The organism is Streptomyces sp. NPDC101152 (genome assembly GCF_044768275.1).
Taxonomy (GTDB): Bacteria; Actinomycetota; Actinomycetes; order Streptomycetales; family Streptomycetaceae; genus Streptomyces.
In genome coordinates this window covers 47,074-71,867 of sequence record NZ_JBIWPO010000016.1, presented here as the reverse complement: position 1 = coordinate 71,867, position 24,794 = coordinate 47,074, and the positions used below count along the sequence as shown (strand labels likewise).

The following is a 24,794-nucleotide window of genomic DNA, read 5'->3' as shown; positions in this document are numbered from 1 at the left end:
TGGCTCCCTGTGGCGGTCAGGCGGAGGACTCGTCCGGATCGGGGTGTTCGGGGTGGACGGTGGCCGAGCGGGGGCCGTTGCGGCGGCCGGTGCCGGCCTCGTCGGTGTCGGGCATCTCCGACTCGTCCTCGGCGACGGCCGGAAGCGGGATGTCCAGCGGATCCTCGCCCTCGCGGACCTGCTGGTCCGACAGGTCCCTCGGCACGGGCTCGGCGCCCTGGCCAGTGTCACGCCGATCGGCCACGGCGTCCTCCCTTCACGTCGTCGAGCGAGACGCGAGTACCTCCGGCGGTGACATGTGAAACGTCGGGTTCCGTCGGCCGCCCCGGGCGAAGAAGTCGGCGAGCGGCAGGATCGCCGCGCCGACGGTGACCGCGTCGGGGCCGAGCCGCCCGAGGTCGATCGTGACCTTCTGGGCCGGGTGCCGCAGCGCGTACGACGCCGCGTGCCGGCGTACCGCGGGCAGGAACCGCGGGCCCAGCCGGAGCCCCGCCCAGCCGCCGATCAGGATCCGCTCGGGCTGGAAGAGGTTGATCAGGTCGGACAGCCCGGCGCCCAGGTACTCGGCCGCCTCCTCCAGCACGGCGAGAGCGACCGGGTCGGCCTCGCCCACGTCGGCCGGGTGGGCGGCGGCGAGCATCGCCGTCAGCGCCGTCTCCTCGTCCGTGCCCTCGGGCGGCCGGCCACCCTCCTCGCGCCACCGCTGCAGCAGCGACTCGGCGCCCGCGTAGGCCTCCAGGCAGCCGAGCGCACCGCACCGGCAGCGGCGCCCCCTGACCCGTACCGTCAGATGCCCCCACTCGACCGCCCGGCCGTGCTCCACCTCGGGGGTGACGAGACAGGCGCCGACTCCGGAGCCGAACAGCACGACGATCGCACTGTGGGCGCCGCGCCCGGCGCCGAACCACATCTCGGCCTGGCCCAGGGTCCTGGCGCCGTTGTCGATGAAGTACCGGGCGCCGTCCGGGAGGTGGGAGGTGGAGCGGAGCAGCGCCTCCAGCGGCACCGCGTCCCAGCCGATGGTCTGGCCGTGGACGACGGCGCCGTGGTCCGGGGTGTGCTCGACGATGCCGGGGACACCGACACCGACGCCCAGGAGCGGGCCGGCGTCGGCGCCGGTGCCGGTACCGGTGAGCACCTCGGCGGCGCCCTCGCGGATGTGGTCGACGATGACCTCCACCTCGTACCGCTGCGGTTCCAACGGCCGCTCGGCGCGGGCGAGTTCGGTGAGGGTGAGGTCGAAGAGCCCGACGCGGACGCGGGTCTCGCCGACGTCGACGCCGATCATGTGCCCGGCGCCGGGTGCCACGCGGAGGAGGGTGCGGGGCCGGCCGCCGTCGGAGCCGACGCTGCCGGCCTCCTCGACGAGCCCGTCGGCGACCAGGTCGGCGACGACGTTGCTGACCGAGCCGGAGCTCAGGCCGGTCGCCGGGCCGAGTTCGAAGCGGCTCAGGGGTCCGTCGAAGTAGAGCCGCCGCAGCACGGCAGTGCGGTTGGCCCGCCTCAGGTCCCGTACCGTGGGCCCGTTCCGCGCCGCCATGTGGCTCCTTCCGAGAGACCGGCCCAGGAGACGAGATCCTCGATCTCGTCCAGGGCGGCGACGAGTTCGGGGGCGACCTTCTCCTGGCGCCACTCCTCGTGCTCCAGCCCGCGCGGCACGACCTCCGTGAGCATGATCAGGTAGAGGTAGGCGCGGTAGAGAGCGAGCCGTACGAGGGCCGCGGTGTCGAACTCGGCCTGTCCGCCGGCCTCGCGGTACCCGGCCAGCAGGGCTTCGTCCTTCCTGATGTCCCCGAGCAGCGCCAGCGAGACGAACTCGGCCAGCGGGTCGCCCCAGAACATGCGCTCGCCGTCGATCAGGCCGCCGATGCGGGGCTCTCCCGACGAGCGGTCCAGCAGGATGTTGCCCTGCCACAGGTCGAAGTGGACGAGGCTCGGGACGGTGACCTCGTCGAGGGCGCCGTAGGCGGCACGGACGGTACGGGCCACCTCGTCGACGGTGCGGGGCAGGCGGGCCCGGTATGCGCGGGCGTCGTCCAGGACCGCGTCCAGCATTCCGGCGAACGCCGTCCGCCAGTCGGCGGCGAGCGGGCCGAGCGCCCCGGACGGATACCCGAACGCCGGCCCGGTCACCCGGTGCAGCCGGGCCACGGAGCGCCCCAACTCGGTGCGCAGGGGCCCCCGTTCGGCTTCCGTCGTGGAGTCGTCCCAGGGGTCGCCGGGGCACGCGGTCATCAGCAGCAGGTCACTGCCGGCGTCGAGTCGCACGAGCCGCGGCGCGGGCACTCCGGCCCGCTCGGCGCCCCGGTAGAACTCCGCCTCGGCGACGAGCAGCCCGTTCTCGTGGCGCAGCCCCGGGGCGTCGGGCGCGACCTTGAGCACATAGCGGCTGCCGTCGGTGAGCCGCAGCTCCTCGACGGCGTTGTAGGTGCCGCCGGTCAGCGGGCGTACGTGGGCGAGACGGCCGGGCGGGATGCCCGAGTCCCCCAGGACGCGTCGGGCCCGTTCCCAGGAGTCCACCACCTTGCGCCCACCTCTCCCCTGCCGGTCGGCCCGCCGGGTCCGCGCCCGGCGTGCGATCACGGAACAGGGTACGGAACGCCGCCCGCACGCCGGGCGCCCTTTTTCGAACGGCCGGCGTCGGGCTCACGGAACCGGTCAGGGCGTGTTCTCGGGGGCGGGTGGCGCTGCCGTGGTGGCACGTGGAATGAGGTGGGTCGGCAGGACGACGTGCCGCCGGTGGTCGGTGCCGGCCTCGCCGATCAGTTCCAGGGCGAGTTCGCCGGCCAGGCGGCCCATCTCCGCCGGGGACTGGGCGACCGTGGTCAGGTCGAGCCAGTCGGCCACCGGCTGGTCGTCGAAGCCGAGGACGGACATCCGCTCCGGCACCGCGATCCGGGCCCGGCGCAGGGTCGCGATCAGGGCGGCGGCGAGTTCGTCCTGCTCGGCGAAGACGGCGGTGGGCGGCTCGCGCAGGCTGAGCAGTTCGCCGAGCGCCGCCGCGACTCCGTGTCCGTCGGCGACCCGGGCGGCCACCACGAGCGAGTCGTCCAGCGGGACGCCCGCCTCGGTGAGCGCCTGCTGGTGGCCGAGCAGCCGCTCGTGCGAGCTGAAGGCGAAGCCCGTGGCGCCGATGGTCTGCATGAAGGCGATCCGGCGATGGCCCAGGTTCAGCAGGTGCCGGGTGCCGCGCCGGGCGCCGGCCACGTCGTCCACGTACACGCTCGGGCGTCCCTCGGCATGCTGGCTGACGTAGATCACGGGCATTCCGAGGTCGTCCAGGCGGGCGCTCTCCTCGTCGGTGAGGTCGAAGGAGAACACCAGCAGCGCGTCCGCGTTGCGGCGGGCCGGCAACCGCTCGAAGAACGCGGCCCGCTCAGCGAGGTCGGGAATGACGTAGACGGTCAGTTCCATGTCCGCCGCGCGCAGCAGCGGGCCCAGGCTGGACAGGGCCGAGCCCATGAACCACGAGTTCAGCGTGGGCACCAGGACCGCCACCACTCCGGTCCTGCCGGTCACCAGGCTGGACGCCTGCCGGGAGACGGAGAACGCCAGCTCGCGCGCGGCCTCTTCGACGCGTATGCGAACCTGCGGCGACACGTTCGACAGGCCCCGTAGGGTGCGGGAGACGGTGGAGACGGAGACCCCGGCCCGTTCGGCGACATCGGCCATCGTGGGGTGCCGTCGATCGGCTGGCATGCGCGGACGCTAGCACACGCGTACGGAACCTTGGCAGCGCTGTCACGGCGTTACCGGCACGTAGCGCATTGACGACCCCGCCCTGGAACCCCCAAGCTTGCAAGCGTTGTCACAGGCGAGGAGTGCGCACCCCTATGTCCACCAGCACGGCACCTTGGTGGCGCGACGCCGTCATCTACCAGGTCTACATCCGCAGCTTCGCCGACGGGAACGGCGACGGTGTCGGCGACATCGCCGGCATCCGCTCCCGGCTGCCGTATCTGAGGTGGCTCGGCGTCGACGCGATCTGGATCAACCCGTGGTACAGGTCGCCGATGGCGGACCACGGCTACGACGTGGCGGACTTCCGCGAGATCGACCCGTTGTTCGGCACGGTCGCGGAGGCGGAGCAGCTCATCGAGGAGGCGCACCGGCACGGGATCCGCGTCATCCCGGACATCGTGCCCAACCACACCTCGGACCAGCACGTCTGGTTCAAGGCGGCGCTGGCGGCGGGACCGGGCAGCCCGGAGCGGGAGCGCTACGTCTTCCGGCCGGGCGGCGGACCGGACGGCGCCGAGCCGCCCAACGACTGGGAGTCCGCCTTCGGCGGGCCGGCCTGGACCCGGCTGCCCGACGGCGAGTGGTACCTGCACCTCTTCGCCCCCGAGCAGCCGGACCTCAACTGGCAGCACCCCGAGGTGCGCGCCGAGTTCGAGTCGATCCTGCGCTTCTGGTTCGGCCGGAGCGTGGACGGTTTCCGCATCGACGTCGCCCACGGTCTGATCAAGCATCCGGAGCTGCCCGACCTGCCGCCCCGCAAGGCGGACGACGGGCCGCGACAGCACGTCGACCATCCGCACTGGGACCGCGACGAGGTGCACGACATCTACCGTGCCTGGCGCCGGGTGGCCGACGAGTTCCCCGGCGACCGTTGCTTCGTCGCGGAGGCGTGGGCGGACACCCCGGAGCGGCTGGCCGCCTACGTCCGCCGGGACGGCCTGCACACCGCGTTCAACTTCGACTTCCTGATGTCCAGTTGGGACGCGAAGGACCTGCGCTCCGTCATCGACGACTCGCTCGCCATGCTCGGCGCGGTGGGCGCGCCCGCCACCTGGGTGCTCTCCAACCACGACGTCGTACGCCACCCCAGCCGCTACGGCCGCAAGGTCGTGCGGCGCTGGACGGTGAACGAGCCCTACCGGCCCGAGGGCCCCCTTGACCTGGAGCTCGGCACCCGCCGGGCCCGTGCGGCGGCCCTGCTGATGCTGGCGCTGCCCGGCGGCGCCTACGTCTACCAGGGCGAGGAACTGGGACTGCCGGAGGTGGAGGACCTGCCGGAGTCGGTGCTGCAGGACCCCGTCTGGGAGCGCTCCGGGCACACCGACCGGGGCCGCGACGGCTGCCGGGTGCCGATTCCGTGGTCCGGGCGGAGTGCGCCGTACGGCTTCAGTCCGGACGGTGCGCGCGGCGAGCCGTGGCTGCCGCAGCCGGAGGCGTGGGCCGGGCTGAGCGTCGAGGCGCAGAAGGGGGACGAGCGCTCCATGCTGACGCTGTACCGCGCGGCTCTGCGGCTGCGGCACGAGCATCCCGCGCTCGGCGACGGCGACCTGACCTGGCTCGACGCCCCCGCCGGAGTGCTGGCCTTCCGCCGGGAACCGGGATTCGTGTGCGCGGTCAACCTCTCGACCGAGCCCTACCCGCTGCCCGAGCACACGTCGGTGCTGCTGGCCGGCGGGCCGGTGGAGGACGGCAGGCTGGCACCGGACCAGGCGGCGTGGCTCGCGACCGACGCCTTCGCCCCGGGTTCCACCGCGTGATCGCGTAGTACCGGCGGGTGCGCTCTGTGCGCCGGGTGCCGGGCGGTGCCCGCGCCCTCCGGGGCGCCGAAGCGGGCCAGGGTGTGCCACACCATCTTCAGGTCCTGGAGTTCGTGGCGGCCGGTGCGGGCGGCGTCCCCGATGATCCGCGGGTCGACGACGCCGTCCTGGGCGATCCGGGCGCCCAGTTCCACGTACTCCTGCCCGCGGTAGTCCGCGTGCTCGCGCAACTCGGCCACGGTGAGCCGGTAGCCCGGGTGCCACTCGACGGGGCAGGGCAGCAGGCGGGCCGCGGCCTCGACGTGCCTGCCGCGGTAGCCGGCGTCCAGGACCAGCGCCTCCACGTGTCCGGCGAGCAGGACACGGCCATGGACCTGGGCCTCGATGTAGTCGTTCAGGGCGTCCTGCTCGTCGGCCTCGGCGAGCGCGACGAGGGTCATGCCGGCTGCCACCCCGAAGTGGGTCGGCTCGGCCGCGCTGTCGGGGTAGCAGAAGGTGGCACGCGCCAGGGCGTCGGCGGTGAGGCGGAAGTGCGAGGAGCCGAACCGGGGGGCGGCGCCGACCACCTGGCGGCGGAAGTTCAGGGCGCCGTAGACGGGTCGCTCGTGCGGGTCGGCCTCGTCATAGGCGCCGCCGAAGATCCGGCTCTCCCAGCGCCGGCGGTCGCCGCCGGGGTGCGCGGTCAGGCCGCCGTTGCTGGTGCCGGTGACGAACTGCGAGTGGTAGACGCCGTCCTGGGCGAGTGCCCGGAGGATGGGCCGCCCGCCGATCAGCCGGTCCGGGTGGAAGTTCAGCGTGATCCGCACGTCCGGACCGAGGGCCGGGCCCGTCGAGCGTGCGGCGACATGGCGTAACGCCTGCCGCGCCCGCGGCGACGGGACGTTCGTGAAGTCCACGTCTCCCCTGCCTGACGGCACGGCCGGCACGATCATGCCACGGCCCTCCCGCCGCTTCAGGAGGAAGCCGGCCGCCAGTGCGGGTCCCGGCCGAGGAAGGCCGGCAGCGCCTCGGCCCGGTCGTGGTCCCGGGAGCCCTCGACGGCCGGGGCGAACACCCGGTAGGCGTCGCGGAGCCGGTCGACGAGGTGGTCGGCCGCCGGCCGGATCCCCTCGGCCCGTTCCGGGCTCAGCGGCCGGTCCTGGCCGGTGGCGACCGCGATGTCCCAGGCGTGCACGGCCGCGTCCATGGCGGCCGCCCCGGCGGCGATCCACGGGGGAAGCGGCCCGAGGGGTGTGGGTACCTGGTCGGAGTCGGCCGGCAGGCCGGCGTAGGCGTCGGCGACCTGGCGCAGCACCTTGTCGAGTTCTGCCGCCGGGTCCGCGTCGAGGGTGTCGGCCGGGTGGAAGGGGTCCGAGTCGGGCCTGCCGCCGGTGATCGCCAGGCCGTAGGCCTGCTGGTCGACGCGCGCGTGGTTGAGGACCTGGCGGACCGTCCACTCGCTGCACGGCGTCGGCGCGCCCCACGCGGACTGCCCGACCGAGGCGACCACCTCGGCGAGATAGGCGTGCGCGTGTGTGAGAACCTCGAAACCTCGGGTGTCCGCCATCACCGTTCTCCCCTCTTGCCGGCCTTCGGCCGTTGCCAACAATCTAGGTGTCCTTGCGGACAGTTACGGTCCGCAACAAACACGAGCGTCAGGAAAGGGGATCAGGCCGAGGTGCCAGATGTACGTGAGTGGACGGCGCCGCTCGTCACCTTCGTGAAGCGGCGCCGGGACCCCGTGGTGGTGCAGACGCTGCGGTCGGCGGTCGCGGCGACGGTCGCCTACGTCGTCGCCCTGCGTCTGAGCCCCGAGGCCGCCCCGCTGACGGCGCCGCTCACCGCGCTGCTGGTCGTCCAGGTCACCCTCTACGCCACGCTGACCAACGGCATCCGCCGGGTGAACGCGGTGGTGGCGGGCGTCCTGGTCGCCATCGCCTTCAGCCTGCTGGTCGGCCTGACCTGGTGGAGCCTCGCGCTGCTGATCGTCGCCTCGCTGGCGGTGGGGCGGCTGGTGCGGGTCGACGAGTACGTGCCCGAGGTGGCGATCAGCGCGATGCTGGTGCTCGGGGTCACCACCGTCGGGGACACCGCGTGGGCGCGGGTGGTGGAGACACTGATCGGCGCTGTCGTCGGCATGGCCTGCAATCTGCTGCTGGCGCCGCCGGTGTGGGTGGACGAGGCGGGCGAGTCGATCGAGGGGCTGGCCCGCCGGGTGCGGCGGCTGATGCTGCGCATGGGCGAGGAGGCAGCGGGCCGCACCCCGGTCGAGCACGCGACCGAGCGGCTGCACGAGGCACGCCGGCTCGACCACGACATCGTGGAGGTGGACGCGGCCCTGCGGCAGGCCGAGGACAGTCTGCGGCTCAATCCGCGAGTGAGTGAGGGCCTGCTGCACCGGGTGGTGCTGCGGACCGGTCTGGACACCCTGGAGATCTGCACGGTGGTCCTGCGGGTGCTCGCGCGCACCTTCACCGACCTCGCGAAGGAACGCGATCCTGAGCCGTTGTTCGCCCCGGAGACGGGCGCGGCGGTGGAGCGGCTGCTGTCGGAGATCGCGGACGCGGTGGTCAGTTTCGCCGTGCTGGTCACCACCAGCGTCAGCGTCAGCGCGGAGTCCGCCGAGGCCCGGCTGGCCGCCGAGCTGCGCCAGGCGGCGGCCACCCGCGACAAGCTCGCCCAGCTGCTGCTCGAGGAGGTGCAGCGCGACGCCCGCACCTGGCAGCTGTACGGGGCCGTGCTGACCGAGGTCAACCGCATCCTCGACGAGATGGACACCGAGCACCGCTCGCGCCGGCTGCTGGAGGAACTGGACCGCACCTCGCGGGAGCAGCGCGAGCGGATGCCGCGCCTGACCCGGCTGCGGGAGAGCCTGCGCGACTCCGGCCGGCTGCGGGTACCGGAGGTACTGCGCCGGAGCCGGTAGCACCATTGCGGCCTGCGCAACGCCTGGTGCCGTTGTTGCAGTCCCCGGGCGGTTCGCGTCATGGTGGCTTGTCGGGACCCGACGAGCGATCACCTGGGGTGCGGGCATGGGCAGTGGGACAGGAGCGGCGGGCGGCGGCTGGAGCAGGCGCCGTCTGGTCGGCGCGCTCGCGGGCGCGGCCGCGGTGACCGCCCTGCCGGCACCCGCGACGCCCAGGGGCACCCCAGGAGCCGAGGAACCGGTCGCCGCCCCCCTTCGGCGCCCGTCGTCCGAGCCGTCCGCACCGCGAGCGACACCCCGGCCGTCCGGGCCCCGCCCCCTGTTCCTCGGCACCTACACCTCCGTCGAGGGCGGCGGCAAGGGCATCGGACTCGCCACCTACGACCCCGTGACCGGCCGTATCACCGGTACCGGGACCCTGACAGGCGTGGCCGACCCGTCGTACCTCGCCCTGCATCCGGACCGCCGCACGCTGTACGCCGTGGACGAGCGGGACGACGGTGCCGTCACAGCCGTACGCCTGGCCGACCGCAGGATCCTGGGCAGCCGCGCCACCGGCGGGGCCGGGCCCTGCCATCTCTCCGTGCATCCGAGCGGCCGCTGGCTGCTGAGCGCCAACTACGGCTCGGGCAGCGTGGCGGTGCACCCCGTCGACGGTTCGGGCGCGCTGGGCGAGCGCAGCGATCTGGTCGTGCACGCGAGCCCGGTCCCCGGCCCCGGTCAACAGGGGCCGCACGCCCACCAGTTCGTCACGAGTCCCGACGGCGGGCATGTGCTGGCCGTCGACCTGGGCACGGACACCGTCTACACCTACCGCCTCGACGAAAGCTCGGGACGGCTCACCGAGGTCGCGCAGGCGCACACCCGCCCGGGCGCCGGGCCGCGCCACCTCACCTTCCACCCCGGGGGCCGCTACGCCTACCTGGCGAACGAGGTCGACGACACGGTCGCCGTCTGCTCCTACGATCCCGCGGGCGGCCGGCTGACCATCGGCGACCCGCAGTCCACGGGTTCCGGTCCGGGCACCAACCACCCGGCGCAGATCCTGGTGACCTCGAACGGCTCCTACGCCTTCCTCGCCAACCGTGGTGACAACAGCCTGGCCAGGTACGCGGTCGAGGCGGACGGCGCCCGCCTGCGCCTGCTCGGCACGGTGCCGGTGTCGGGTGACTTCCCCCGCCAGATCGCCTTCTCGCCGGACGGCGGTCTGTTGTTCGCGGCGAACCAGAGGTCGAGCACCGTCAGCGTCTTCCACGTGGACGACAGGAGCGGTGAACTGCGGCTCGCCGGCCCGCCGTTCGCCTCACCGGTCGCCGTCTGTGCGCTGCCGCTGTAGGGCGCGCGGGCAGGAGGCGGCGCTCGCCCGGGAGAGCAGGGCGCGCATGCGTTCGGTGAGCTGGCCGAGGTCGTCGGCGGGTGTGTGGAAGGGCAGGCGTACGTCGCCGTGGGCGCGGGGCGCTCGATGCGCAGGGTCAGTCCGTGCCGGTCGACGGCGAGCGGCCGGACCCGCACCGCGCCGTGCAGATTGGCGTGCCTCGGCGAGGGCGAGGGGATCGGGCGCGGCCGCCGCGAACTCCTCGGGGCCGACGACGACCGCCGGAGGACCGGCGCAGCACGATCCGCGTGGGACGGAAGTCCAGGTGGCCGCCCTCGGGTGCGAGGGACCCGGCGAGTCAGAACCGGGCGCGGACACGGCTTGGCACCGGAACGGGTGCCACGTCGGCGAACTCCAGCACGGCGGACGGCTCGCCGCGGGGTGAGCAGAGCGCGGCTGTGCGCAGTGCGCTGTCCTCGGGCACGCTCAGCAGCACCCGGCCGTCCTCGGTGGCGGTGTGCGCGCCGACGAACTCCTCGCATCCGCCCTCGGCGGTCACGGCGCACGACCACGCGGTGGCGAGCACCGAGCAGGCCCGTTCCACGGGACGTCCGAGGTCGGGTGGGGGTCAGTCCGAGAGAACGCCCAGCAGCGCCCGCGCGCACAGGTCACGCACCTGCGCGCGGCTCAAGTCCGAGCCGCGCAGCCACTCCAGGCAGACAGCCGTCGTGAAGGCGAGCCAGCCGCGGACCGCGAGCCCGAGGTCCGGGCGCCTCGCGGCGACGGGTCCGAACTCCGGGTCGGCCGCGAGCGCCGCAAGGATCTGCCGCTCCTGCGCGGCCAGGGCGCGCTGGTAGACGCGGCGCACGGCCTGGTCCCCGGCGGCGTCGGCACGATGGAAGGCCCGGAAACCGTGCGCGTGGGCGTCGACGTACTCGAGATAGGTGTCGAGGCCGGCGGCCAGTTGCTCGCGCACCGGGACGCCGGGCACGGCGGCCGTCATCCGCAGCATGCGCTCGCTCTCCCGCTCGACGACCGCGGCGAAGAAGTCCCGCTTGGTCGGGAAGTAGTGGTAGAGCAGACCGCGCGAGACCCCGGCGATCTCGGCGACCTGTTCGATCCAGACGTCGTCGTACGGGCTCTCCGAGAACAGTCGCGCCCCCACCGACAGCAACTGCTCCCGGCGCTCCCCGGTGCTGAGCCGGCGACGCGCGCGCCCACCCTGGTTCGCGGCCATGCCCGCACTTTACTTGACGCCGGTTCAACAACCGGATCAGACTGGGCCGCGCTATTGAACCCACGTACAACGAGCACCACTGCCGCTGGATCGAGGGAGATCACGTCATGGCGGGGACCACGACCAGGGAGGCGTCGCCCGGCGGATTCCGCAGTGCCGAGCAGGGCTGGCCACAGCTGCACCGCATCCCGCATCCGCCGCGCCGGCTGCCCCTGCTCGGGGACGTGATCGGCGCCAACCGGACCAAGCCGGTCCAGGACTCCATGCGCTACGCCCGGATGCTGGGGCCGATCTATCGGCGCAAGGCCTTCAACGGGGAGTTCGTGTTCGTCTGGGGCGCCGATCTCGTGGCCGACCTCGCGGACGAGTCGCGGTTCGCCAAGCATGTCGGCCTCGGGGTCGCCAATCTGCGACCCGTCGCCGGGGACGGGCTGTTCACGGCGTACAACCACGAACCGAACTGGCAGTTGGCGCACGACGTGCTGGCCCCGGGATTCAACCGGGAGGCCATGGCGGCCTACCACCCGATGATGCTGGACGTGGCCGGGAGGCTGACGGACCACTGGGACCGCGCGCAGGCGGCGGGCCGGGAAGTGGACGTGGCCGGGGACATGACCAAGCTGACCCTGGAGACCATCGCGCGGACCGGGTTCGGGCACGACTTCGGTTCCTTCGAGCGCTCCCGGCCGCACCCCTTCATCAGCGCGATGGTGGGCACGCTCACCTACGCCCAACGGCTCAACGCGGTGCCCTTCCCGGCGCTCATACGGCGTGCCGCGCAGCGCAACGAGGCGGACATCGCCCTCCTCAACCGCACGGTCGACGACCTGGTCCGCGCCCGGCGCACGGCGAGCGGGAACGGTGACCTGCTGGACCGGATGCTGGAGACGGCCCACCCGGAGACCGGCGAGCGTCTGTCACCCGAGAACGTCCGCCGCCAGGTGATCACCTTCCTGGTCGCGGGCCACGAGACCACCTCGGGCGCGCTCTCCTTCGCCCTGCACTACCTCTCCCGGCACCCCGACGTCGCCGCCCGCGCCCGCGCGGAGGTGGACCGTGTCTGGAGCGGGACAACGGCGCCCGGCTACGACCAGGTGGCCAAGCTCCGGTATGTGCGCCGCGTGCTGGACGAGTCGCTGCGGCTGTGGCCGACGGCGCCGGCGTTCTCCCGGGAGGCCGTCCGGGACACCGAGCTGGCCGGGGAGCACCCGATGCGCCGCGGCGCCTGGGCGCTGGTCCTCACACCGATGCTCCACCGCGATCCGGCCGCCTGGGGCGCCGACGCCGAACGGTTCGACCCGGACCGCTTCGACCCCCAGGCGGTACGGTCCCGGCCCCCCCACACCTTCAAGCCGTTCGGCACCGGCGCCCGGGCGTGCATCGGCCGGCAGTTCGCGCTGCACGAGGCGACCCTGGTCCTCGGTCTGCTGCTGCGCCGCTACGAGTTCGTGGCCGACCCCGACTACCGGCTGCGGGTGACCGAGCGGCTCACGCTGATGCCGGAGGGGCTGCGGCTGCGGCTGGAACGCCGCACGGTCACCTCCGGCGCGCCGGAGGCCGTGGAGGAGGCGCCGTCAGCGCCGCGCTGCCCAGTGCACCGGGCGGATGACTGAGTCGGGCAGCCGGGTCCCGGCACTCCCCCGGGCCGCGTTGAGCTGGGGCTGGGTCAGGAAGAACGCGCCGGTCAGATCGGCGTCGGTGAGGTCGGTGTCGCGCAGGTCGGCGCCGATCAGGTCCGCGCCGCGCAGGTCGGCGCCGGTCAGGTCGGCGGCTATGAGGTAGGCGCCGCGGAGGTTCGCGCCGCGCAGGTCGGCTCCCTTGAGGCGGGCGCCCATCAGATCGGCCCCGCGGCGGTCCTTCTTACGGCCCGGGAACCCTGACCTCGCCAGTTCACTGGCCTTCAGCAGGAGCACGTTCACCGCCTGCCGATGCGCGCCGACGTCCAACGCGGCGAGCTGGTCCGGGGTTTGCCGGGTGAGATCCTCGGTCTGTTCCAGAACCTGGCGCAGTTCGGCCCGCAGCGGGCGGGCGGCGGGCAGGGTGAGCGCCTCGGTGAGGTACCAGAGCAGCTCGTGCAGCTGCCGTACCACCGGGAACACGTCGAACATCCGCCGGGCGTGCTCGCGCGAGCCGGTCCGCCAGTCCTGTCCGCCGAAGGTGACCTGCGAGACCTTCTGTCCGGCGCCGAAGCAGTCGTAGACCGTGCACCCGGTGAAGCCCTTCTGCCGCAGCGTGGCGTGGATCCCGCAGCGGTGGTCTCCCTGGAGGTTCGGACAGGGCTTGCCGGCCCGCTTGTCGATCGCGAAGTCGGCGGACGCGGCGAAGGGCAGGGCGACACAGCAGAGCCCGAAGCACCGCTCGCAGTCTCCACGGAGGTCGGCGGGGCGCACGGTCTGATCTGGCATATCGCACATCTTATCGAGCTTCGAGGGTATCGATCTGTTCGAGCAGCTTCGCGATCCTGGCCCTCTTCGCGGTGATCCCGCGCGCGAGGAGCCGCAGATGCGTCGACGACTCCGGTACGGCGGCCTCGAACTCCCGCAACCGGCGCCGCTCGACGGCGAGTTCGGTCCTCAGGCGGGACGCGGGGTCCGGGCGCGGGGGCGGGAGCAGTCCGTTGAAGATCACGTTGTACCTGGGGTGTTCGGCCCACACCACCTCTCGCTCGGCCGCCTCCGCGTCGTCCGGGTAATGGATCTGTATCCCGATGACCTGCGGCCCCCAGGGCTGCTCGCGCAGGTGCGTGCGCACCCGGGTCAGGGGCGCGACGGATATGCCCACATACAGCAGCCCCTCGAGGCCGTACAGCCGGTACAGCGCGGTACGGCCTCCGGCGTACAGACTGCCCTCCTCGTCGAACAGGCCCCGCAGGAACTGCGCGTCGACGTCGCCCATGGCACGGCCCCCCTTCGCGTCCGCGCCCTCCACGCTCCCACAGGGGTCCGACAGTCGGCCCGGCGGTTTGTCGCCCGACGCTCAGTCGAGGGCGCCGAGGTCGAGCCGGGCGAGCCGCTCGGGGTCGGCGAGGATGTACACGGCGACGATCCGGCCCTCGCTGACGGTGACCCCCATGACCGCGCGCGGTCGCCCCTCGGGGGCGTTGAGGATCCCGATCTCGCCGTTGACCAGCACCATCCGCATGGCGGGCGCGAACTGGCGGAAGAACAGGGCCTGTTCGGCCACCGTCCGGGCACCGCGCACCACCTTCGACGCGGCGGCGCCCCCGATGAGAGCCCCGGAGTCGGCCCGCAGCACCACGTCGGGGTCCAGGACCGCGACCAGCGCCTCGAAGTCCCCCGCCCGGGCGGCGGCCATGAACGCCTCGACGACCCGCCGCTGCACCGCCAGGTCGGGTTCCGCCGACGGCGTGGCGCCCCGGACGCGTCGCCGGGCCCGGCTGGCGAGCTGTCGGGTGGCCGCCGAACTCCGCTCCACGATCGGGGCGATGTCGTCGAAGGGCACGGCGAACAGGTCGTGCAGGACGAAGGCCAGCCGCTCGGCCGGCTCCAGCGTCTCGAGGACCACGAGCAGCGCCAGCCCCACCGAGTCGGCCTGCAGCACCTCCTGCTCCGGGTCGACCACCGACAGCGGCCTGAGCACCGGATCCGGCACGAACGTGTCGTCCATCGGGTCCTCTCGGCGCGAGGTGCGCGAGCGCAGCATGTCGAGGCAGACCCGCCCGACCACGGTGGTCAGCCAGCCGCCCAGGTTCTGGATCCCGTCCGCGTCGCTGCGGCTCAGCTTGAGCCAGGTCTCCTGGACCGCGTCCTCCGCCTCGGCGAGCGAGCCGAGCATGCGGTAGGCGACCGCCTTCAGGTGACCCCGGTGCTCCTCGAACCGGTCGGCCAGCAGTTGCCTCTCGTCCATGCCACTCCCCCGTCGCACGCCGTGCCGTCCGGCCACCCTGACAGCCCGACGATCAAACCACGCCCCCGGGCCGCTTTCAGCACCGTTTCCAGCGGTCAGTAGCGTTGCGCCTTGGCCAGCTCGGGGGTCAGCACCGGCTGGGGCGGCTTGCGGCTGATGGCGATCGGCTGGGCCTTCTCGCCGGGAGCGAGGTTCTCCGCGCCGACGTAGCGGGTCTCCACGACCTTGCCGGCGGAGTCGAGGAAGTCGATCTGGACGGCGTAGGACGCCTTCTTGTCGGTCCTGTTGGTGATGGTGACCACGACGGCGAGCAGTCCACTGGTCTGCGCGCGCGGCTTGCCGGTCATCGCGACTTCGGAGATCGCGTTGCCCCGGCCCTTGACGCCCTTCAGTTCCCGCTCCGCGTCCATGTTGGCGCGCTCGACCTGTGCCGACACGGAGGCCTCGAAGGACGCCGCGGCGGCGGAGGCCGACGATGCGGCGGCCGAGGCGGAGTCCCTGGCCGAGGCCACGGCCGACGCCGCCGCGGACCGCATCGCGGGCGGCGGCGTTCCCGAGAAGGAAGCCGTGTCGGGGGCCGTGGGCCGTCCGGTGGACGGTGGGCCAGAACCGCTGTCGCCGGAGCCGCACGACACCAGGGTGATCGTGCTCGCCGCGACCAGGCCCACCGCGACGGCGCCCGGCCGGTACCGGCCGGCTCCTCGCACCGGGCGGAATGTCCCTGCCCTCATGAACGATGCCCTCTCGCACGCTTCGACGAAATGGACCTTATGCCGGAATCATCCAGGGAGCATGTCGTCACGAGGCGGGTGACCGAGCTGCCGCCGGTGGCGTCACACCTCGTCGCGGGCGAGAGCGAGCAGCCGGTCGAGGACACGCGGCCCGCCGGCCCGCACGCCGTCGTGTTCGAACTCGTCGGTGACCCAGGTACGCAGGCCCTGGACGGCGCGAGCCGTCTGCAGCGCGTGCCCGGTATCGACGTACATGTCGTCGTGGTAGACGGCCGCCGCGACCGGGACCTGGTTGGCGGCGAGGCGGGCGGGGTCGTAGAGGGACGGCCAGTCGGTGCGGGCGGCGAGGAGTTCGGCCGTCTCGCGCAGCGGGCGCAGGGCGGGGTCGCAGTCGAACATCCAGGGGTGGACGGACTCGCCCGTGAACAGCAGCGGGCCGTCGCCCGCGAGGGCCTTGGCGGCGTCGAACTGCGGGAACTCGGCGCGCACCCGTTCGGCCGACCATGCGGTGGGGCGCTCGCCCTGTCCGTAGACCGGCTCGTGGACGAGGGCGTAGAGGGGGTGGCTCGCGTACGAGAGCAGGCCCTGGACGTCCTCCTGGAAGGCGTCGGACAGGGCCGCGCCCAGCGGCGTGCGGACGAAGGCCTGTTCGAGGAGGTGATGGAGGCGGTGGCTGCCCTCGCCGCCGCCGAGGATGATGCCGAGGGACTGGAAGGCCTCGACGGTGAGGCGGTAGCCGTTCGGCAGGGTCACGTCGTGGGTGAGCAGGTGGTCGGCGATGCGACGGGCGCGCTCGACGTCCTGCGGGTAGCGGGCGTAGTGCGCGGCGACCTTGCGCTCGATCCGCGGAAAGGCCGCCCGGTAGACGTCGTCGGCGTGGGCGTCGAGGGAGGGCAGACCGCCGGTGATCAGGGCGGTGGCCAGGCCCTCCGGGGCGCTGGAGAGGTAGGTGACCGCGCAGAAGCCGCCGAAGCTCTGGCCGAGGACGGTCCAGGGGGCGCCACCGGTGACCAGCGGACGGATGGCCTCGCAGTCGCGGACGATCGCGTCCGCGCGGAAGTGGGCGAGGTAGTCGGCCTGTTCGGCGGGACCGCCGCGCAGCGGGAGCGTCTGGCGGTTGGCGGGCGTGGAGTGCCCGGTGCCGCGCTGGTCGAGCAGCAGGACGCGGTACTCCTTCAGGGCACGCCCGAGCCAGGCCGGCTTACCGACGAAACGATTCGCCCCGAAGCCGGGACCGCCTTGGAGGTAGACCAGCCAGGGCAGCTCCTGTCGTGCCTTCTCGCTGGCGACGACCTCACGGGCGTAGAGCTCGATGCTCTCCCCGGCCGGGCAGTCGTGGTCGAGGGGCACCGTGAAGTGGCGGTCGGTGAGGACGACGCCGGGCTGGCGGTACGTGGCGGTCAACAGGTCTCCCGGGACGGACGGACTTCCGGTCGCCTCCCACTTCACCACATGTTCGTCCGCCGGCCGACCCCTGGGATCATGAAATCCTACTGAACGCCCGATCAGCGGGCGGGCAGACTGGAGCGCCGTACGACCAGCTCCGGCTGGAGGACGACACGCCGGTGCTCGTGCCGTTTCGCGCCGCCTTCCAGCTCCTCGGTCTCCTCCAGCAGCAGTTCCGCGGCCAGGGCGCCCATGGTGACGGCGGGCTGCCGTACGGAGGTGAGCGGGACGGCCGCGGCGGCCGCGAACTCGATGTCGTCGTAGCCGACGATGGCGAGGTCGTCGGGGACCGTTATGCCGGCCGCGTACATGGCCTGCAGCACGCCGAGGGCGAGCAGGTCGTTGGCGCAGAAGACGGCGGTGGGACGGTCGGCGAGGCCGAGCAGCCGGGCCCCCGCGTCGCGGCCCGCGGCCACGTCCAGCCGTTCGGTGGGCAGCTCGCGCAGGCACTCCGGGCCGAGACCCGCCTCGGCGAGGGCGTTCAGGGCACCGGTGCGCCGGTCGCGGACCTGGTTGAGGCCGGGCGGGCCGCTGACGTACGCGATCGAACGGTGTCCGGCGTCGACCAGATGCCGTACCGCGAGCGCGCCGCCCGCCACGTCGTCGACGGAGACCGAACACTCGGTGGTGCCCTCGGCCACCCGGTCGACGAGGACGAAGGGGATGTTGTGCCGGCGGAACGTCTCGATGTTGCGGCCGGTCGCGTCGGCGGGGGTGAGCAGCACGCCCCGCACGCGCTGCTCGGCGAAGAGCGAGAGGTACTCCGCCTCCTCGCCGGCGCTCTGGGCGCTGTTGCAGACCATCACGCCGAGCCCGGCGTCGCGCGCGGCGCGCTCGGCACCGCGCGCCACGTCCACGAAGAACGGGTTGCCCATGTCGAGGACGAGCAGCCCCATGATCCGGCTGCGGCCCGCGCGCAGCTGGCGCGCCGACTCGCTGCGGACGTAACCGAGCCGGTCTATCGCCGACTGCACCCGTGCCCGGGTCTCCGTCGCGACCGTGTCCGGACGGTTGATGACGTTGGACACCGTGCCGACGGAGACTCCGGCGGCACGGGCGACGTCCTTGATACCCACCGACTGAGCCATCAGGCAGGGACCTCCAGAGGAACGCGGGGCGGCGGGAAGAAGGCCTTCACATTACCGTCATCGCCCCACACATCGGCGCCGGTCACGTGGGCAGGGCGAAGTCGACGACATGCAGCGCCGACGGGGTCGTGCCGCTCGACTTCTCCTGGTACATGAACGACAGGACGTTGTCGTACTTCACCCGCAGCTCGTCGATGACGACCTCGCCGAAGGCGTTCAGGTCACCGCCGTCGTACAGCAGTGTCCAGTCGGTGTACCCGGACGCCTTCGACGCGGCGGCGATCCGGCCGAACGGGAAGACGGCGTAGGCGTTGTCGTACCTGTCCAGGACCAGCTTGGTGCGCTGGCTGGAGTTCAGGGCGACGGGGATCTCGGTCTTGGTCCACGTGCCGGAGGAGTTCTTGCGGACGTGGAACGCGCGGCCGCCCGCGGTGCGGTCGGCGACGTAGTTCGTGGTGCACTGGCCGAAGCGGCCGGGGACGTAGCTGATGATCGCGTGCGGGAGGCCGGTGGAGTCCGTCCACTGGCTCTCCTGGTTCATCAGGGAGTGGTCCGGGTTGAGGGAGTCGACGACCAGGCCGGAGTCGGTGACGGCCACCGTGTCCGCGGTGCCGGTCGTGGCGACCAGGGCGCCCGCGTCGTTGCGCCAGGTGCGGCCGCGGTCGGTCGAGTAGACGTAACCGGTGTCGTGGTTGGTGATGCCGCCGCTGTTGCACATCACGGCGGCGTTCTGCTCGCGCCAGGTGAAGAAGGAGTGCAGCCGGCCGTTCACGTCGTAGTCGATGCCGTGCAGGTACATGTTGCGGGCCGTGGAGGAGCCGTGGGAGCTGGTGTACGTGCCCGTGGAGCTCGACCACTCCCCCAGCGCCGTCCAGCTCGAACCGTCGTACTCCGCGAGGGCGTTGCGGCCGTTGCCGGAGATGCCGGTCCGGTAGCTGAGCTGCAGCTTGCCCTCGGGGGTCGAGACGAACTGCGGGTAGGTGAACTGCGAGGTGAGGGCGAGGCCGTCCAGGGAGGTCTGGACGGCGCCGAAGACCGACGTGGTCCAGCCGGTGGTGCCGGGGTCGTCCAGCAGCCCGGCGACCGACTTCACGTAGAAGTAGCCGTCGCTGTGCGAGTCCATGTTGAGGTGGAGACGGCCGTCGACCTTGGACACACCCATGGAGATGACGTTGTGGGAGTCACTCGTCTTCAGGACGTGGGAGAGGGTGACGGTCGACCAACTGCTCGCGGTCAGGGCGCGCCGACCGACCATGGCGTCGCCGGTCGAGGTGTACCAGACGGCGTACTGGTAGCCGTTGTAGGTGAGCAGGCCGTTCTTCTGGAACGAGTTGTTGTTGACCAGCCCGTCGTAGGAGACGAAGAAGACGGCCTGGGAGTCGAGTTGGGTGGTGCTCTTCCTGCTGATGGAGGGGCCGGGGTCCGCGGCCCGTGCGATGCCCGGGGTTGCCACGGCCGCCAGTATGGCGGTCGTCAGCACGGCGCGTCTTTTCATGAGCGGCTCCAGCGGGGCTTTCAAAAGACCCCCTAGGGGGAGGTCAGGCGAGGTGGAACACTTCGGTGAGCGGTTTCATGGCCTCGTCGGGCCGGGCGCCGTCCAGCGACTCGAAGAACGGTGCCATCTCGGCCTGCCAGCGCGCGTTGACCTCGGTGGCCTCCATGCCGGCCTGCGCGGCGGCGAAGTCCTCGGTCTCCAGGTAGCCCACGAGCAGGCCGTCGTCGCGCAGGAAGAGGGAGTAGTTGTGCCAGCCGGTGGCGGAGAGCGCCTCGAGCATCTCCGGCCACACGGCGGCGTGGCGTTCGCGGTACTCGGCGAGCCGGTCCTCGCGGACCTTGAGGAGGAAACAGACGCGCTGCATGAAGTACCGCTCCCGGACTAGAAGTTGAACTGGTCGATGTTCTTCGCGTCGAACACGGTCGGCTTGCCGAGGGAGATCACGCCGTCCTTGCCGATGGTGTACGTGGTCGAGCCGGCCTTGAAGGTCTCGCCCTCCTTGCCGGTGATCTGGCCGGAGGCCAGCGCGACGGCGGTACGGGCGGCCAGGTCGCCGAGCTTCGCCGGGTCCCACAGCTCGAAGGCGTCGACGGTGCCGTTCTTGACGTACTTGCGCATGTCGTTGGGGGTGCCGAGCCCGGTCAGCTTGACCTTGCCCTTGTACTTGGAGCCGGACAGGTACTGAGCGGCGGCCTTGATGCCGACGGTCGTCGGGGAGATGATCCCCTTCAGGTTCGGGTACTGCTGCAGCAGGCCCTGGGTCTGCTGGAAGGACTGCTGGGCGTCGTCGTTGCCGTAGGCGACCTTGACCAGCTTGACGTTCTTGTACTTCGGGTCCGCCAGCTCCTTCTTCATGTAGTCGATCCACACGTTCTGGTTGGTCGCGGTCTGCGCGGCCGAGAGGATCGCGATGTCGCCCTTGTAGCCGATCTGCTGGGCCAGCAGCTGCACCTCGGTGCGGCCGAGGTCCTCGGCGGAGGCCTGCGAGACGAAGGCGTTGCGGCAGTCGGGCTTGGTGTCGGAGTCGTAGGTGACGACCTTGATGCCGTTGCTCATGGCCTGCTTCAGCGCGGTGCACAGGGCGCCCGGGTCCTGCGCGGAGACGGCCATCGCGTTCACCTGCTGCTGGGTGAGCGTGTTGACGTAGGAGACCTGTCCGGCGGTGTCCGTGGCGCTGGAGGGGCCGACCTCCTTGTACTTGCCGCCCAGCTCGGTCAGCGCCTGCTCGCCGCCCTTGTCGGCGGAGGTGAAGTACGGGTTGTTGACCTGCTTGGGCAGGAACCCGACGGTCAGCCCCTTCTTCAGCGCGGCGTTGGGGTCCGCCTTGGCGGTCGAGGTGGCCGCCGCGCTGTCACTCTTGGAGTTGTTCTTGGTGGTCCCACCACAGGCGGTGAGCGCCAGGGCGAGCGAGGTTCCAGCGGCGAGCGCCGCACAGGCACGACGAAGGGATGACTTGCGCATGGCTTGGAGTCCTTTGAATGAGAGGGTGAGCGATACGCGCCCCGTCAGGGGCGCGGGGCGAGACATGGTGCGGCTCCGCCGCGTGGGCGCGACCAGCCACAACGGGCGCGCAGCTGACAACCGGCCTAACCAGCGGAACGTGCCGCCCTCGCGACGGAGATCTGCCGTGCGACACGAGGGCCGAGTACGGAGATCACCAGCAGCACACCGGTGACGACGATCTGCGACTGCGCCGAGACGTTGAGCAGGCTCATCACGTTCTGCAGAGCCCCGAGCAGGAACACCCCGGCGATCGCACCGCCCAGCGTCCCCTTGCCGCCGTCGAAGTCGATGCCACCGAGCAACACCGCGGCGACGACGGACAGTTCGAGACCCGTGGCGTTGTCGTAGCGCGCACTGGCGTAGTGCAGCGCCCAGAAGATCCCGGTCAGGGACGCCATCAGGCCCGTCACCGTGAACAGGATCAGCTTGTGCCGCTTGACCCGGATCCCGGCGAACCGTGCCGCCTCCTCGCTCGCGCCGATGGCGAACAGCGACCGCCCGAACGGCGTGGCGTGCAGGACGACCACGGCGATGGCGAGCAGCACCAGGAAGGGCAGGAAGGCCTGCGGGAGGAACGAGTTTCCGACCCGGCCGGCCGCGAAGGTCAGGTACTGGGAGGGGAAGTCGGTGACCGCGTCGGAGCCGAGCACGATCTGTGCGATGCCCCGGTAGGCGGCGAGGGTGCCGATGGTGACGGCGAGGGAGGGCAGCCCGAGCCGGGTCACCAGCAGGCCGTTGACCAGCCCGCAGACCACGCCGAGCAGCAGGCAGAGCGGGATGATCGTCTCGATCGCCATGCCGTCGTTCCACAGCTTGCCCATCACCGCGCCGGACAGACCGGCCGTGGAGGCGACGGACAGGTCGATCTCACCGGAGACGACCAGCAGGGTCATCGGCAGGGCGATCAGTGCGATCGGCAGGGTGTTGCCGATGAGGAAGGACAGGTTCAGGGCGTTCCCGAAACCGTCGACCGTGCCGAACGACAGCAGCAACAGGACGACCAGGAGCGCGCCGACGACCGTGTCCCAGCGGACCGCTCGCGTCAGGGACTCAGGCATGGGCGTTCCCCTTCTGCAGGGCCGTCTTCTTCGCGGCCGTCTTCTTGAGTGCAAAGGCCACGCGCAGCGCGACGATCCGGTCGACCGAGATGGCGAGGATGAGCAGGACGCCGTTGATGGCGAGCACCCACACGGAGCTGACGCCGAGGGCGGGCAGCACACTGTTGATGGAGGTCAGCAACAGGGCGCCCAGCGCGGCCCCGTACACGCTTCCGGAGCCGCCGGTGAAGACGACGCCGCCGACCACGACCGCGCTGACGACGGTGAGTTCGTAGCCGTTGCCGGTCCCGGAGTCGACGTTGCCGAACCGGGCCAGGTACATCGCGCCGGCGAGTCCGGCGAGACCGCCGCAGAAGGTGTACGCGGCGAGGATCCGCTTGCGGACCGGGATGCCGGCCAGCCGCGCTGCCTCCGGGTTGGAGCCGAGCGCGTACGACTCGCGCCCGCCGCCGAAGTTCTTCAGGTAGTACGCCGTCGCCACCAGCACCGCGAGCGCGATCAGCGCCAGGTACGGCACCGCGGAGACGCCGCCGGAACCGAAGTCCACGAAGCCGCCCGGCAGGTCGGCCGCCGTGATCTGGCGGGAGCCCACCCAGATCGAGTCGATGCCGCGGATGATGTACAGCGTGCCGAGGGTCACCACCAGCGCGGGCACCTGGCCGAGGCTCACGAGCAGGCCGTTCAGCAGGCCGAAGCCGACGCCCAGCAGCACCGCCAGCAGGATGGCGACGAGCGCGTTCCCGCCGCCGTGCAGGTAGTCGCCGGCGGCGAAGGCGGCGATGCCGAGGGTGGAGCCGACGGAGAGGTCGACGTTCCTCGTGATCACCACCAGGGACTGGCCGGTGGCCACCAGCACCAGGATGGTCGCGTTCAGCAGCAGGTCCTTGATGCCCTGCTCGGACAGAAAGTCGCTGTTGCCGAGCTGAGTGACGGCGATCATCACCAGGAAGACGACCAGGATGGCGAGTTCACGCATCTTGAAGACGCGGTCGACGAGCCGGGTGCCGCTGGACCTGGGCACCTCGGCGACGGGGGTTTCGTCGGGAGTGGTCACCGTCATGCGGCGGCCCTCCCGGTGGCTGCGGCCATCACGGTTTCCTCGGTGGCTTCGGCGCGTGGGATCTCGGCGGTCAGGCGGCCCTCGTGCATGACGAGCACGCGGTCGGCCATGCCGAGGATCTCGGGCAGGTCGGAGGAGATCATCAGGACGGCCACACCGTCGGCGGCCAGCTGGCTGAGCAGCCGGTGCACCTCGGCCTTGGTGCCGACGTCGATGCCCCGGGTGGGCTCGTCGACGATCAGCACCCTGGGGCCGGTGGCGAGCCACTTGGCGAGGACCACCTTCTGCTGGTTGCCGCCGGACAGGGTGTTGACGGTATCGGCGATCCGGGCGTACTTCACCTGGAGCTTGACCGCCCAGTCGAGGGACCGGCTGCGCTCGGCGCCCCGGTCGACCAGGCCCGCTCTGACGGTGGTGCGAAGGCCGGTGAGGCCGATGTTGCGCTCGATGGACATGTCCATCACCAGGCCCTGGGCGCGCCGGTCCTCGGGGACCAGGGCGAGGCCCGCGGCCATGGCCGTGGAGGGAGCGCCGTTGGTGAGCCTGCGCCCCTGCACCTCGACCTCGCCGGCGTCCCAGCGGTCGATGCCGAAGACGGCTCGGGCCACCTCGGTGCGGCCGGCGCCGACCAGACCGGCGAGGCCGACGATCTCGCCGTGCCGTACCTCGAAGGAGACGTCGGTGAACACGCCCTCGCGGGTCAGCCGTCGTACGCTCAGGGCGACCTCGCCCGGCTGGACATCCTGCTTGGGATACAGCTCGTCGAGGTCGCGGCCGACCATGCGGCGGACCAGGTCGTCCTCGGTCATGCCCGCGATCGGCTCGCTGGAGATCCAGGCGCCGTCGCGCAGGGTGGTGACCCGCTGGCAGATCTCGAAGATCTCCTCCAGCCGGTGCGAGATGAACAGTACCGCGGCGCCCTGCTCGCGCAGGGTGCGCACGACACCGAAGAGCCGGGCGACCTCGCTCCCGGTCAGGGCGGCGGTCGGCTCGTCCATGATCAGGACACGGGCGTCGAAGGAGAGCGCCTTGGCGATCTCGACGATCTGCTGGTCCGCGATGGACAGGCCGCGGGCGGGGCGGTCGGGGTCGAGTTCGACACCGAGCCGCTTCATCAGGGCGAGTGTCGCGGTGTGCGTGGCCTTGTGGTCGATCCGGCCCAGCGCACGCCGGGGCTGGCGGCCCATGAAGATGTTCTCGGCGATCGAAAGGTCGGGAAAGAGCGTCGGCTCCTGGTAGATGACGGCGATGCCGGCGTCGCGGGCGTCGCCGGGTCCGTGGAAGACGACGGGCTCGCCGTCGAGCAGCACCCGGCCGGCGTCCGGACGGTGCACCCCGGCGAGGGTCTTGATCAGGGTGGACTTGCCCGCGCCGTTCTCGCCGGCGAGGGCGTGTACCTCGCCGGGGAACAACTCCAGGGACACGTCCCGCAGGGCACGCACGGCGCCGAAGGACTTCGAGATGTCCTCGAGCGCCAGCACCGGGGCCGGACCCGGGTCGGACGGGTGGGTCATGAGTGGCTCCTCGACGACGCCCCAGGAGGTCCTCGGGAGGTCTTCCGGGCGTCGTGAAAGGTTTCAACTTGGTTGCC

22 protein-coding genes and 2 pseudogenes are annotated in these 24,794 nt (G+C 71.9%); 4 read left to right on the top strand and 20 right to left on the bottom strand.

Going from position 1 to position 24,794, the window contains the following annotated elements; genetic code table 11:
- Positions 1-16: 16 nt before the first annotated feature.
- The 4 genes from ACIRVK_RS22015 to ACIRVK_RS22000 form a co-directional block, all read right to left on the bottom strand.
- Positions 17-244: a hypothetical protein gene (locus ACIRVK_RS22015; RefSeq protein WP_404249497.1), complete on the bottom strand. Its 228-nt coding sequence runs from the start codon at positions 242-244 to the stop codon at positions 17-19.
- A 12-nt stretch (positions 245-256) separates the two neighbouring features.
- Positions 257-1,540 (bottom strand): ROK family protein, encoded by a 1,284-nt coding sequence (locus ACIRVK_RS22010; protein ID WP_404249495.1) that lies wholly within the window; start codon positions 1,538-1,540, stop codon positions 257-259.
- On the bottom strand, positions 1,504-2,523 hold the full coding sequence (locus tag ACIRVK_RS22005; RefSeq protein WP_404249659.1) for a phosphotransferase family protein: 1,020 nt from the start codon (positions 2,521-2,523) through the stop codon (positions 1,504-1,506). Before ACIRVK_RS22005 ends, ACIRVK_RS22010 begins: the two co-directional genes overlap by 37 nt.
- Positions 2,524-2,658: 135 nt before the next feature.
- Positions 2,659-3,699 (bottom strand): LacI family DNA-binding transcriptional regulator, encoded by a 1,041-nt coding sequence (locus tag ACIRVK_RS22000; RefSeq protein ID WP_404249493.1) that lies wholly within the window; start codon positions 3,697-3,699, stop codon positions 2,659-2,661.
- 134 nt (positions 3,700-3,833) lie between these two features.
- Between ACIRVK_RS22000 and ACIRVK_RS21995 the strand changes: the two are divergent.
- A pseudogene (locus ACIRVK_RS21995) lies at positions 3,834-5,465 on the top strand (glycoside hydrolase family 13 protein); the annotation flags it as partial.
- On the opposite strand, the gene ACIRVK_RS21990 reads toward ACIRVK_RS21995, so the two are convergent.
- Positions 5,375-6,394 carry a DUF3626 domain-containing protein gene (locus ACIRVK_RS21990; protein ID WP_404249491.1) on the bottom strand — a complete coding sequence of 340 codons (1,020 nt, stop codon included), beginning with the start codon at positions 6,392-6,394 and terminating at the stop codon, positions 5,375-5,377. The pseudogene ACIRVK_RS21995 and the gene ACIRVK_RS21990 sit on opposite strands and share 91 nt — an antisense overlap.
- 56 nt (positions 6,395-6,450) lie before the next feature.
- The gene (locus ACIRVK_RS21985; protein ID WP_404249489.1) at positions 6,451-7,044 is read right to left on the bottom strand and encodes a TIGR03086 family metal-binding protein; all 594 of its coding nucleotides are present in this window, start codon (positions 7,042-7,044) and stop codon (positions 6,451-6,453) included.
- A gap of 111 nt (positions 7,045-7,155) precedes the next feature.
- Here ACIRVK_RS21985 and ACIRVK_RS21980 point away from each other — a divergent pair, with 111 nt between their 5' ends.
- Complete coding sequence (locus tag ACIRVK_RS21980; protein ID WP_404249487.1) at positions 7,156-8,403, top strand: aromatic acid exporter family protein; 1,248 nt, start codon at positions 7,156-7,158, stop codon at positions 8,401-8,403.
- A 106-nt stretch (positions 8,404-8,509) separates the two neighbouring features.
- Positions 8,510-9,739, top strand: a complete 1,230-nt coding sequence (locus ACIRVK_RS21975; RefSeq protein ID WP_404249485.1) for a lactonase family protein — start codon at positions 8,510-8,512, stop codon at positions 9,737-9,739.
- Here ACIRVK_RS21975 and ACIRVK_RS21970 read toward each other — a convergent pair.
- Both ACIRVK_RS21970 and ACIRVK_RS21965 read right to left on the bottom strand, forming a co-directional pair.
- A pseudogene (locus tag ACIRVK_RS21970) lies at positions 9,707-10,322 on the bottom strand (DUF2470 domain-containing protein). The gene ACIRVK_RS21975 and the pseudogene ACIRVK_RS21970 sit on opposite strands and share 33 nt — an antisense overlap.
- Before the next feature lie 24 nt (positions 10,323-10,346).
- A complete protein-coding gene (locus ACIRVK_RS21965; RefSeq protein WP_404249483.1) occupies positions 10,347-10,955 on the bottom strand; it encodes a TetR/AcrR family transcriptional regulator in 609 nt (202 codons plus the stop codon).
- Positions 10,956-11,062: 107 nt separating this feature from the next.
- On the opposite strand from ACIRVK_RS21965, the gene ACIRVK_RS21960 reads away from it, so the two are divergent.
- A complete protein-coding gene (locus ACIRVK_RS21960) occupies positions 11,063-12,568 on the top strand; it encodes a cytochrome P450 (protein WP_404249481.1) in 1,506 nt (501 codons plus the stop codon).
- Here ACIRVK_RS21960 and ACIRVK_RS21955 read toward each other — a convergent pair.
- From ACIRVK_RS21955 to ACIRVK_RS21900, 12 genes are all read right to left on the bottom strand, one after another.
- Complete coding sequence (locus ACIRVK_RS21955; RefSeq protein WP_404249479.1) at positions 12,530-13,360, bottom strand: pentapeptide repeat-containing protein; 831 nt, start codon at positions 13,358-13,360, stop codon at positions 12,530-12,532. The genes ACIRVK_RS21960 and ACIRVK_RS21955 overlap by 39 nt on opposite strands.
- Before the next feature lie 10 nt (positions 13,361-13,370).
- On the bottom strand, positions 13,371-13,850 hold the full coding sequence (locus tag ACIRVK_RS21950; protein WP_404249477.1) for a GIY-YIG nuclease family protein: 480 nt from the start codon (positions 13,848-13,850) through the stop codon (positions 13,371-13,373).
- Between the two features lie 81 nt (positions 13,851-13,931).
- Positions 13,932-14,822 (bottom strand): RNA polymerase sigma factor SigJ, encoded by an 891-nt coding sequence (gene sigJ / locus ACIRVK_RS21945; protein WP_404249475.1) that lies wholly within the window; start codon positions 14,820-14,822, stop codon positions 13,932-13,934.
- Between the two features lie 95 nt (positions 14,823-14,917).
- On the bottom strand, positions 14,918-15,553 hold the full coding sequence (locus tag ACIRVK_RS21940; protein WP_404249474.1) for an FxLYD domain-containing protein: 636 nt from the start codon (positions 15,551-15,553) through the stop codon (positions 14,918-14,920).
- A 102-nt stretch (positions 15,554-15,655) separates the two neighbouring features.
- Positions 15,656-16,957: an alpha/beta fold hydrolase gene (locus ACIRVK_RS21935; RefSeq protein WP_404249472.1), complete on the bottom strand. Its 1,302-nt coding sequence runs from the start codon at positions 16,955-16,957 to the stop codon at positions 15,656-15,658.
- A 101-nt stretch (positions 16,958-17,058) separates the two neighbouring features.
- A complete protein-coding gene (locus tag ACIRVK_RS21930) occupies positions 17,059-18,087 on the bottom strand; it encodes a LacI family DNA-binding transcriptional regulator (protein ID WP_404249470.1) in 1,029 nt (342 codons plus the stop codon).
- An 82-nt stretch (positions 18,088-18,169) separates the two neighbouring features.
- Positions 18,170-19,582 (bottom strand): BNR repeat-containing protein, encoded by a 1,413-nt coding sequence (locus tag ACIRVK_RS21925; RefSeq protein WP_404249469.1) that lies wholly within the window; start codon positions 19,580-19,582, stop codon positions 18,170-18,172.
- 43 nt (positions 19,583-19,625) lie between these two features.
- Complete coding sequence (locus tag ACIRVK_RS21920) at positions 19,626-19,946, bottom strand: L-rhamnose mutarotase (protein ID WP_358599061.1); 321 nt, start codon at positions 19,944-19,946, stop codon at positions 19,626-19,628.
- Between the two features lie 17 nt (positions 19,947-19,963).
- A complete protein-coding gene (gene rhaS / locus ACIRVK_RS21915) occupies positions 19,964-21,043 on the bottom strand; it encodes a rhamnose ABC transporter substrate-binding protein (RefSeq protein WP_404249467.1) in 1,080 nt (359 codons plus the stop codon).
- Between the two features lie 125 nt (positions 21,044-21,168).
- On the bottom strand, positions 21,169-22,143 hold the full coding sequence (locus tag ACIRVK_RS21910; protein ID WP_404249465.1) for an ABC transporter permease: 975 nt from the start codon (positions 22,141-22,143) through the stop codon (positions 21,169-21,171).
- Complete coding sequence (locus ACIRVK_RS21905; protein ID WP_404249463.1) at positions 22,136-23,203, bottom strand: ABC transporter permease; 1,068 nt, start codon at positions 23,201-23,203, stop codon at positions 22,136-22,138. Before ACIRVK_RS21905 ends, ACIRVK_RS21910 begins: the two co-directional genes overlap by 8 nt.
- Positions 23,200-24,717: a sugar ABC transporter ATP-binding protein gene (locus ACIRVK_RS21900; protein ID WP_404249461.1), complete on the bottom strand. Its 1,518-nt coding sequence runs from the start codon at positions 24,715-24,717 to the stop codon at positions 23,200-23,202. The genes ACIRVK_RS21905 and ACIRVK_RS21900 overlap by 4 nt, the downstream gene beginning before the upstream one ends.
- Positions 24,718-24,794 lie beyond the last annotated feature (77 nt).